The organism is Actinokineospora diospyrosa (assembly GCF_024171925.1).
GTDB lineage: Bacteria > Actinomycetota > Actinomycetes > Mycobacteriales > Pseudonocardiaceae > Actinokineospora > Actinokineospora diospyrosa.
Genome location: NZ_JAMTCO010000023.1, coordinates 1 through 2,528, shown reverse-complemented (window position 1 = coordinate 2,528; position 2,528 = coordinate 1). Strand labels below are relative to the sequence as shown.

Annotated in this window: 2 protein-coding genes and 1 rRNA gene; 1 reads left to right on the top strand and 2 read right to left on the bottom strand. The window is 68.1% G+C overall.

From position 1 onward, the window contains the following. Positions 1–93 precede the first annotated feature (93 nt). Positions 94–975, bottom strand: coding sequence for a hypothetical protein (locus LV75_RS33815; protein WP_253891617.1), 882 nt, complete (start codon positions 973–975; stop codon positions 94–96). Between the two features lie 116 nt (positions 976–1,091). Further along, on the bottom strand, positions 1,092–1,661 hold the full coding sequence (locus tag LV75_RS33810) for a snapalysin family zinc-dependent metalloprotease (protein ID WP_253891616.1): 570 nt from the start codon (positions 1,659–1,661) through the stop codon (positions 1,092–1,094). A gap of 676 nt (positions 1,662–2,337) precedes the next feature. Here LV75_RS33810 and LV75_RS33805 point away from each other — a divergent pair. After that, positions 2,338–2,528: ribosomal RNA gene (locus LV75_RS33805) — 16S ribosomal RNA — on the top strand; the annotation flags it as partial.

Sequence of the window (2,528 nt, the reverse complement as noted above, 5' to 3'; positions counted from 1 at the left end):
ACTGCTACCTGACCCTGGACTGCTACCTGACCCTGGACTGCTACCTGACCCTGGACTGCTACCTGACCCTGGACTGCTACCTGACCTTGACTACTACCTGACCTTGGCGCCGGTGGCGTCCAGCGCGAACCAGGTGCCGCCGACGCCCTGGCCGTTGGTGTCGCACGGGACCTTGTCGCCCGCGAACCGGTAGACCGGCCACCCGCCCACGGTGACCTGCTCGGCGCCGTCCGGGCGGGCCACCGCGCCCAGCACCGAGGCGTCCAGCCCGGTCACGGCCGCGCCGTCGCCCACCAGCACCGGCGGCCACTTCACGGCGCAGTCCCCGACGCAGGTGCTCGTCGACGGCTTCGCGGTGTCCTTGTCGAAGCGGTAGAGCGTCATGCCCGCCTGGTCGGTGACGATCGATCCCAGCTTGCCGACCTTCATCACCGCCAGCGCCACGGCCGGGTTGGCGGCGGTGCTCTTGGCCACGGCCTTCTTGCCGTCGGGCTGGAAGGCGAACCACGTGCCGCCCGCGCCCTGGCCCTTGAGGTCACCGGAGGCGACGTCCTGCGAGTAGCGGTAGGCGGGCCACCCGGCGATGGTCAACTGCTTGCCGCCCTCGGGCCGCTCGACCGTGCCGAGCAGCGCCGGGTCGACCCCGCTCGCCTGCACGGCCGTGGGGTCCTCCACCATCACCGGCGGCCACGCGGTCGCGCACTCACCGGTGCACGTGGTGGTCGGCGGCTTCGCGGTGTCCTTGTCGAACCGGTAGAGCGAACGGCCGTCGCCGTCGGTCACGACCGTGCCGACCTCGGCCGACTCGACCGTGGCGACCGCGGCCGTCAGCGCCACCGCCGCGGCGCGCGGCGCGACCTGGACCTCGGTGTCCACTGTGGATTGCGGGGCGCCGGTGACCGCCTGCTCCTGCCCGCACGCGGCGAGACCCGCGGCGAGGGCGACGGCGGACACGGTCAGGATCAGCTTGCGCATCGGTGTCTCCCGGGGGATCGAAGGTACGCATCCCACACGGGCCGCGGGCCGAGCCGGTTCACCCGGGAACGCCGGAGGCGGCCGCCCCCGGGTGGGGACGGCCGCCTCCGGGTGGATCAGGGCGCGTCGTGGATGACGACGGTCAGCGGCTGCTGGTTCGCCGCGATCCCGGTCGCGTAGTTGCGCTGCACCCGTGCCCGCTCGGCCGCGCTCGGCTGCGCGTTCGCGCAGCTGACCGGGGCGGAGCTGCCCGACATCAGGTCCGAGCACAGCCCGGTCCGGTTGTCCGGCAGACCGAGGTTGTGGCCGAGCTCGTGGGTGATGATGCGGGTCTTGTTGTAGCCCTGGTCGACGGCCTGCTTGCCGAACCACACCTGCGCCGATCCGGTGGAGCGGACCGGTCCGAGGGTGGCCCGCGGCCAGCCCGGGTCGGACACGATGCGGATGTTGACCCGCTGGCCCGAGGTGGCCTTCACGATCTTGACGTTCGGCGCGGCCGCGTTCCAGATGCCCGCCGCCGCGGCGATCTCGGTGCGGTACTGGCTGGCGCCGGAGTCGTCGTAGGTCAGGGTGGTGACCAGCGCCGCCGAGTCCTGGGCCGCGGTGGCCGGGGTGGCGACCCCGACCACGACGGCGGCGCCGAGGAAGGCGTTCGCCGCGATCAACGCGAGTGTTCGTCGTTGCATGGGTGTGCTCCTGGTGTTGTGCGACCCGCCGGGACGGGTCGAACCCGGGTGGTTGCCATGCGGTCGGCGACGCCGAAGGGACGGCGACGACGTCGAACCTGCCGCAACTGCACGCGGGACGCCCACTCGTGGCGTCCCGATGACCATGGGTACTCGGTGTCCCCGGTGAACCAGTCGAATAGTGACCGCGATCACAAGGTTTGACTTTCCCACCCCGGGGAACATCCATAAGTGAACGCGAGGTGTCCGCGCGGCTATCGTGATCAGCGGAAACAGCCTCTCCGGGGTGGTTTCGGGCGGTCCGGTCGGCCGTTCGGGTGCTCCGTCGGGTGTGCCGCTGGATCGCTTGTGCCACAAGGGTTTGCGGGTCCCGAACGACGTTGGGGGACCCCCGATTTGATCCCGCGTTGGCGGCCGTGTAACTTTCTTCCTGTCAGGCGGAACGGGCCGGGAAAACCGGAACGGAGCCAGACACAAGAACTTCAGCGGTAACCAGCCTCGGATGAGGTCGCCCTGGGTGGCGGTTGATTCGGATGTGCGTGTGTTGTTTGAGAACTCAACAGTGTGCCGATTTAAGCCAGTAGAGCTTGAATGATTGAACCCCATTTGTGGGTTCCTTTGAGATGAATATGATGCCAGTTTGGTGTCTGTTTGTCGGGTAACAACTCTTAAAGCATCTTTGGAGAGTTTGATCCTGGCTCAGGACGAACGCTGGCGGCGTGCTTAACACATGCAAGTCGAGCGGTAAGGCCCTTCGGGGTACACGAGCGGCGAACGGGTGAGTAACACGTGGGTAATCTGCCCCATACTCTGGGATAAGCCTTGGAAACGAGGTCTAATACCGGATATGACTTCCTACCGCATGGT